Origin of the sequence: Myxococcus sp. CA039A (genome assembly GCF_013336645.1) — a bacterium.
Lineage (GTDB): Bacteria > Myxococcota > Myxococcia > Myxococcales > Myxococcaceae > Myxococcus > Myxococcus llanfairpwllgwyngyllgogerychwyrndrobwllllantysiliogogogochensis.
This window is the reverse complement of the sequence record NZ_JABUMQ010000434.1, coordinates 1-7772: the sequence shown is the minus strand read 5'-3', so window position 1 is coordinate 7772 and position 7772 is coordinate 1. Positions and strand designations below refer to the sequence as shown.

The 7772-nt window shown below is 71.4% G+C and carries 5 protein-coding genes; 4 read left to right on the top strand and 1 reads right to left on the bottom strand.

Translation table 11 applies throughout. The features are described 5' to 3' along the window. The 4 genes from HR086_RS42515 to HR086_RS42500 all read left to right on the top strand — a co-directional run. Nucleotides 1-1238, top strand: a 1238-nt coding sequence (locus tag HR086_RS42515) for a type VI secretion system contractile sheath domain-containing protein (RefSeq protein WP_174468485.1), incomplete at its 5' end; no start/stop codon positions are given. Between the two features lie 94 nt (nt 1239-1332). After that, nucleotides 1333-4155, top strand: a complete 2823-nt coding sequence (locus HR086_RS42510; protein ID WP_174468484.1) for a serine/threonine-protein kinase — start codon at nt 1333-1335, stop codon at nt 4153-4155. Nucleotides 4156-4234: 79 nt separating this feature from the next. Continuing rightward, the gene (locus tag HR086_RS42505; RefSeq protein WP_174456007.1) at nt 4235-5545 is read left to right on the top strand and encodes a sigma 54-interacting transcriptional regulator; all 1311 of its coding nucleotides are present in this window, start codon (nt 4235-4237) and stop codon (nt 5543-5545) included. A gap of 61 nt (nt 5546-5606) precedes the next feature. After that, nucleotides 5607-6527 carry a hypothetical protein gene (locus tag HR086_RS42500; RefSeq protein ID WP_174456008.1) on the top strand — a complete coding sequence of 307 codons (921 nt, stop codon included), beginning with the start codon at nt 5607-5609 and terminating at the stop codon, nt 6525-6527. Between the two features lie 340 nt (nt 6528-6867). Here HR086_RS42500 and HR086_RS42495 read toward each other — a convergent pair. Continuing rightward, nucleotides 6868-7772, bottom strand: a 905-nt coding sequence (locus tag HR086_RS42495; protein WP_217442175.1) for a hypothetical protein, incomplete at its 5' end; no start/stop codon positions are given.

Sequence of the window (7772 nt, the reverse complement as noted above, 5' to 3'; positions counted from 1 at the left end):
CCCCCGTGCCCACGCCCACGCCCGATGACGTGGCCCTGATGGAGACGCTGCTCACCGCGTCCGAGCCCGGTTCGCCGGCCACCGCGTCCCGCGCCGTCGATGCGTTCTTGAAGGCCCTCAACCCGCGCGCGCCGGCCTCCGCGTCGTCGACGTCCGCCCCCGCCACCGCCGCGCGCAAGTCCGTGAGGGATTTGCTGGACGAGACGGTGCTGCGCTGCGCGACGGACGTGCTCATCGCGGAGCCCGTGGCCCGACTGGAGTCCGCGTGGCGCGGCCTCAAGTGGCTGGTGGACCAGTGCCCCACGGCCGCGGGCATGGCGGTGGAGGTGCTGGACGTGAGCCGCGGCGACCTGCTCGGCGTCCTGGACGACGCGCTCTCCAGCGAGCCCTTCGACCGGCCCGACGCCGTCTTCGTGGTGGACACGAACGATGACGTGGCGGTGCTGGCCCGGCTGGCCGCGATGGGCGAGCGCGCGCAGTTGCCCATCGTCGTCGCCGTGGCGCCGTCGCTGTTGGGTCTGTCTCCGGACGAGCTGTCCCTGGGCCTGGAGGAGGGTCGGGAGCAGGTCTCCGAGTCGTGGACGGAGCTGCGTCAGGACGAGTCCTCGCGGTGGCTGTGCGCCGTCGTCAACCGCGTCGTCGTGGCCAGCGAGGCCCGGGCGAAGCGCGCGGCCTTCACCAGCCCCGCGCTCGCGGTGGCGGCGATGCTCGCGTCCAGCTTCCGCGACACCAGCGCCTTCGCGCGCATCTTCGGCCAGGCCGGAGGCGTGCGCGCCCCGACGACGTGGGAGATTCCCTCCGGTCGCGAGAAGGGCCTGTCCATCCCCACCGAGGTCTTCCTGCCCATCCGCGCGCAGGCGAAGCTGGAGGAGCACGGCGTGCTCGGCCTGGGCAGCGGGCGCAACGCGGACGCGGTGCTGCTGGCCGCGGCCCCCACGGTGTTCGGCGGCGGCTACGCGGTGCCCCTGCCCGCGCAGGTGCTCACCGGCCGAATCGTCCGCTTCGCGACATGGGTAAGGGACCAGCTCCCGCCCGGCTCCGGCAGCGCGGAGGTCTCCTCCATCTTCTCGCAGGCCGCGGAGGTCTTCCTCTTCCGGGGCGCCACCGAGGACGGCCAGCTCAAGGGCGAGGTCGTCTCCACCGGCAACGGCCACGGCGTCCACGTCACCGCCACCGTCCGGCCCGAGCACGCCGGCACCCGCTTCCAGCTCGCCTTCACCCTGCCGCTGCGCGCCTGAGCGTTCAGGCAGCCAGGCAGCGCTGACGCATGGCGGAGGAGAACTCGGGTTGTAGCGAGAGCTTCGCTACACTCCGCCCCGAGGTGCGCCAGACATGACGAGGAAAGACACAGGCGGACGGGACGCGGGCACGGGTCCGGAGGGCACCGGTACGCAAGACCTGGGCACCGGCCCCAAGCAGGACCTCTCCGGGACGGGGCCCGACGAGGCACGTCGCGCCGCGCCGCCCTTCTCCCAGATTGGGCGGTATCTGCTGCTGCGGCGGCTGGGCCAGGGCGGCATGGGCGTGGTGTACGCCGCCTATGACCCGGACCTGGACCGCAAGGTGGCGCTCAAGCTGCTGCATCCGGACGGTCGCCATGACCACTCGGAGGAGGCGCGCTCCCGGCTCTTGCGCGAGGCGCAGGCCATGGCGCGCGTCTCCCACCCCAACGTCATCCCCGTCTTCGACGTGGGCATGTGGGGCGACCAGGTCTTCGTGGCCATGGAGCTGGTGGATGGCGGCACGCTGGCCTCGTGGCTGAAGGCGTCGCCGCGCTCCTGGCGCGAAATCGTGACGCGTTATGTGGAGGCGGGCCGGGGCCTGGAGGCCGCGCACGCCGCGGGGCTGGTGCACCGCGACTTCAAGCCGGCCAACGTGCTGGTGAGCCGCGCGGGCCGCGTCTACGTGACGGACTTCGGCCTCGCGCGGACGATGGGAGACCTTCCCCAGGACGAGGAGCCCCTGACCGAGGAGACGCGGGAGGCGCTGGCGTCCTCGGCCGGTCGTCGCATGTTGGAGACGACGCTCACCGAGGACGGCCTGCTGGTGGGCACGCCCAACTACATGTCCCCGGAGCAGTTCCGGGGCACGACGTTGGACGGGCGCACGGACCAGTTCAGCTTCTGCGCCGCGCTCTATGGCGCCCTCTTCGGCGCGCGCCCCTTCGAGCCCGGCAGCCTGCGGGCGTATGCCTTCTCCAGCACCAGCGTCAGCGCCGAGTTGGAGCGCACGGAGTCGCTGGGCGCGCAGCGGCCCTCGGCGGCGCCCTCCTCGCCCGCGACGATTCTGGTCCCCGCCGTGCGCGAGCCACCGCGCGACTCCAAGGTGCCCGGATGGGTGCGCGACGCCGTGCTGCGCGGACTGTCGCTGGAGCCGGACGCGCGCTTCGCCTCCATGGCCGTGCTGCTGGAGGCGCTGTCGCAGGAGCATCGCCGGACGCTGCGGCGTCGGTGGGTGACGGCCGCCAGCGCGCTGGGCGCGACGCTCGCGCTGACGGGCGGCGCGGCGTGGCAGCAGTCGCGCGTGTGCGTGGATGCCGGGGCACAGATGGACGACGTGTGGTCACCCACGACGCAAGCGAAGCTCTCCACCGCGTTCCTGGCCACGGGCAGGCCCTTCGCGGAAGGCATGGCCCAGAGCGTGTCACGGGCGCTCGGCGACTACGCGGACCTGTGGAAGCGCCAGCGCGTGCAGGCGTGCGAGGCCACGCGCGTGCAGGGCGTCAAACCCGAGGAGCAGTTGGACCGGCAGCTCGTGTGTCTGGAGCGCCGTCGCAAGGACTTCAGCGCCACGGTGGAGCTGTTGTCGAGCGCGGACGCGGCCCTGGTGGAGAAGTCCCTGGACGCCGCGCTCGCCCTGCCCTCGTTGTGGGAATGCGAGGACACGGAGGCCCTGGCCGAGCGGCAGCGCATGCCCACGGACCCGCTGCGCCGCGCGGATATCGAACTGCTGGAGGAGAAGCTCTCCCACGTCCGCGCGCGGATGGATGCCGGCAAGCACCCGCAGGCGCTGGAGGCGGTGAAGGCGCTCGTCGCGCCGGTGGAGGCCACGGGCTATCTGCCGCTGCGCGCGGAGACGCGCTTCTTGAATGGCTGGCTGCTGGAGCAGGTGGGCGAATCACCCGAGGCCGCGAAGCTCCTGTCGAGCGCCGTGTTCGACGCGGAGGCGGGGCACGCGGACCGGCTGAAAGTCACCGCCCTCAACAAGCTGCTCTTCGTGGAGGACGGGCTGAAGCACTACGAGCCCGCGGCCCGCTGGGGCTCCCTCGCGGAGGCCACGCTGGAGCGGATGGGCGGAGACCCCGTGCTGCTGGGCGACGTGCGCGTCAACCAGGCCAACCTCGCCATCTCCCAGGACTTGTACGAGGAGGCGAAGACCCGCGTGGAGGAGGCCCAGGTCCTCTACGAGAAGTCCCTGCCCGCCGAGCACCCCAAGCGCGCGCGGACGACGTTCCTCCTCGCGCACGTGGTGCACTCGCTCGGAGACTCCACGCGCGCGCTGGCGCTGATGGAGGACGCGCTCCAGAAGACCACCGCCGCCATGGGCCCCCAGCACCCGGACGTGGCCCGGCGCCATGGCCTCTTGTCCATGACGCTGCGCGAGCTGAAGCAGGATGCCCAGGCGCTGCCACATGCCCAGGCCGTGGCGGACATCTTCCAGGCCATCTACGGCGCGGACAGCCCGAAGTTCGCGGAGGCGCTCGACGAGGTGGGCATGTGCCAGCTCGGCATGGGCCGCTTCGAGGACGCGCTGAAGACGTATGAGCGTTCGCTCGCGCTCAAGCGCAAGACACTGCCCGCGGACGACGAGAAGCTCCAGCCGTCCTACGACGGCGTGGGGCAGGCCCTGCTGGGCCTGGGCCGCGTGGGTGAGTCGGTGGAGCCCCTGCGTCTGGCGGTGACGTTCGCTTCCGCGCCGCCAGATGCGCTGGCGGAGTCCGGCTTCGCGCTGGCGAAGGCCCTGGTCCAATCGGGCCAGTCCCCGGAGGCACGGGGCGAGGCCACGCGCGCCCGGGGCTGGTTCACGGAAGCGGGCCTGGACGCGCGCGTGGGGGACGTGGACACCTTCCTCGCGGCCCTGCCCGTGCCCGCACCCGTGAAGCCCGCCCGTGTGAAGCCCGCCCGTGTGAAGCCTGCTCGCCCTCGCGGGAAATGAGGCACGCGACTGACGGGTGGCGGCCTTTCCGGGCCGTGCTACCGTCCATGGGGTGTCAGTGCCGCCGGATGACGACGAGATGAACCTGGATGCCACGGCCACGTTGACGCGGGGCCGGGCCGGCCAGGTGAAGATGGTGCTCAAGGTCCTCTCGGGCCCTGACTCCGGCAAGGTGCATCCGCTCAAGCAGGGCGTGTACACCGTGGGCAAGGCCCCCACGTGCGACATCGTCCTGGATGACAAGGCCGTGTCGCGCCAGCACCTCCGCCTGGAGGTGCATGACGAGCACGTGGTGGCCACGGACCTGGACTCGCACAACGGCTCCTTCTGCGAGCGGCTGCGCTTCACGTCCCTGGAGCTGCGCCCCGGCATCGTCATCACCCTGGGCACCACCGAGCTGAAGCTGATTCCGGAGGACACCCGCGAGCGCTCGGTGCTGCTGTCCTCGAAGGACCGCTTCGGCGCGCTGGTGGGCAACAGCCGGAAGATGCGCGAGGCCTTCACGCTGCTGGAGCGGCTGGCCCCCGGCGGCGCGGACGTGCTCATCCAGGGCGAGACGGGCACGGGCAAGGACTTGTGCGCGGAGGCCATCCACCAGCAGAGCCCGCGCAAGAAGGGCCCCTTCGTCATCGTGGACCTGGCGGGCGTGCCGCCCACGCTCATCGAGAGCGAGCTGTTCGGCCACGTGAAGGGCGCCTTCACCAGCGCGCAGGGAGACCGCGCGGGCGCCTTCGAGCGCGCGCAGAATGGCACCGTCTTCCTGGACGAAGTGGGCGAGCTCCCGCTGGAGCTTCAGCCTCGCCTGTTGCGAGTGTTGGAGCGCCGACAGGTGAAGCGCGTGGGCGCCAACGACTACCAGACGGTGAACATGCGCGTGGTGGCCGCCACGCACGTGAATCTGGAGCAGGCGGTGACGCAGGGGAAGTTCCGCCGGGACTTGTTCCACCGGCTCGCCGTGCTGCGCGTGAGCCTGCCGCCCCTGCGCGAGCGCCCGGAGGACATCCCGGTGCTCATCGACCACATGCTCCAGACGACGGGCCGTCCGCCCAGCGCGCTGTCGGACCAGACGCGCGCGCTGCTCGCCCAGTACCCCTGGCCCGGCAACGTGCGCGAGCTGCGCAACGTGGTGGAGCAGGTGATGAACCTGGGCGAGGAGGCCCTGCCGGATTTGGAGTCCTCCGGCGAGGGGAGCACCAAGGTCGAGCTGGACCTGCCCTTCAAGGAGGCCAAGGAGCGGCTCATCGAGGGGTTCGAGCGCGACTACCTGAAGAACCTCCTGGAGCGCTGCGAGGGCAATATCTCCCGCGCTTCCCGCGAGGCGGACATCGACCGTGTCTACTTGAAGAAACTGCTGCGCAAACACGAGCTGGATGCGGGGCGGGAGACTTAACGCCCGGCCGGTTTCCGGGTAGGTTGGCCTTCCACGCTCTCCCTGTGCCCAGGAGCCCCCCGTGAGTGTCACCCTGCCCCCGAACCTGGCGAGGACCCCCGTCGAGCAGTCGCGCACCGGAGTCGTGCGCGTGCCCGTCGCCGGCCCCTCGGCGGAGACAGAGACACAGCCCGCCGCCCCCGTCGCGAAGCTGGAAGAGCAGCCCGCTGACGCGTACGGCGCGCAGGAAGCCTCCCGGCAGGCCTGGTCCCAGCGCTTCACCGCTCCCGCCGCCGCGGGCGAGGTCTCCCCCGCAACGGCCCGGATTGTCAGCTGCGTGAAGGACATGGCCGAGGCCGCGCCGGCGCTGGGCGGCTGGGATGAGGACAAGGACCCGTCGGTCCTGGAGCAGACCAAGGACGCCAACTGCGGCTCCGCGGTGGCGGTGATGCTGGGCAAGGCGAAGGGCACCGGGACGACGGCCGCCGCGTCGGACCAGCAGACCATGGACGCCCTGGAGTCGCGCTTCACCGACGGCAACGGGACGACGGCGCACGAGCTGTCGAACATGATTGCCCACGAGGGCGCGCAGGTGACGCAGAGCGCCTCCACGTTCGACCGGGGGCTGATGGACGAGGCCCTGAAGCGCGACGGCAAGGCCGCCGTGCTGGTGGACTCCAACAAGGTGGACCCGTCGCTGAAGGACGCCGGCAAGGGCCGCGCGCACTGGGTCACCGTGGATGGCAAGGACGACCAGGGCAAGTACAAGGTGAAGGACCCTGGCACCGGCAAGACTGTCTCCCTGGATGCGGGCGAGCTGGAAGACGCGGTGGGCACCAGCTGGCGCGAGCACCAGGGCGGCGGAATGCTCGTCATCGACAAGGCCGAGGGCACCACCGAAGCGCAGCGCGCGGAGCAGGGTGGCCACAAGGTCGCGGCGCTCGGCAACACCGAGGGCGGTGGCTCCCGGTCCAAGTCGAACTTCGCCCGCGAATCCTCCTGACGGAGAGGTCGCGAGCGGAGGCCGAGACGCTGTTCACCTCCGTGCGGTTCGATCCGGTGGCGGACCTGGCGCTGCGTCCCCCGATGCTCCGCGCCTGAGCGCGGGAGTCGACTTCAGACTGAGGGAGAAGTCGCGAGCGGAGGCCGAGGCGCGGTTCACCTCCGTGCGGTTCGACCCGGTGGCAGACCTGGCGCTGCGTCCCTCGTCGTTCCGCGCCTGAGCGCGGGAGTCGCTTCAGACTGAGGGAGAAGTCGCGAGCGGAGGCCGAGGCGCGGTTCGACCCGGTGGCGGACCTGGCGCTGCGTCCCTCGTCGTTCCGCGCCTGAGCGCGGGAGTCGCTTCAGACGTGGAGCATCGCCACGGCCTGGAGGCGCAGGAGCTGTTTCGCCAGCTCCTGCACGCGCTCCACTTCCGCGTCACCCAGCGGCTTGCGCAGCGCGTTCTTGAGGTCCGTGGCGGCGCGCAAGAGGAACTGCCGCACCTGCGCGTTGCCGAGCATCGGGTTGAGGCGGCGCAGGTGGCCCACCAGCGCGCCGAGCTGCGTCAGCGTCAGGCCGGCGACCATGACCTGCGTCGCGGTGCCCTCCTCGGGAGACAGCGCGACGGCGAGCTGCAGCGGCGACAGCAGGAGCGAGCGGGTGAACTCCGGCTCGCAGGGAAGCTGGAGGCGGGCGCACTCGGCCGCGAGCGGGCCGGTGTCGTGGCCGGAGATGACGGGCTGGATTCGCGCGGCCTCGTAGCGGGTCAGCACCTCTTCGTAGCGCGCGCGAGCCTGCTTGCCGGAAGGTGAGCGCTGGAACTCGTCGAAGGCCGCGTGGATTTCCTGGCGGAGCGTCTGGAGCAGCAGCGCGTCGTCGGCGGTGACAGGCAAGCCGAGCGACTGGGACAGGAAGTTCCGGTCATCGGACTGGACGCTGACGAGCCTCCAGAACTCGTACGTGACGGAGCTCTCGCTGAGGACCACCGGGAGGGTGACGACGCCCTGGCGGCCGGGGTTCTCCAGGAACGTGGCCAGCTTCTGTTCGACCTCGGTGAGTCCTCGGACCAGCCGTTCCAGCACGGCGCCGCGGAGCATGGCGCGGCCTTCGAGCGCGCCGCGTGCGTCCTCTCGGGTTCCCTCTTCCGCGACGTCGCGCTCTCGCGGGGACTCGGTGGGGACGGAAGGGGCCTGACGCGCGAGCTTCTCTTCCGGGAGTCGCGGCGCCTGTGAGGGATTCGAAAGGGACTGGGGGTTGGGCGGTGTCT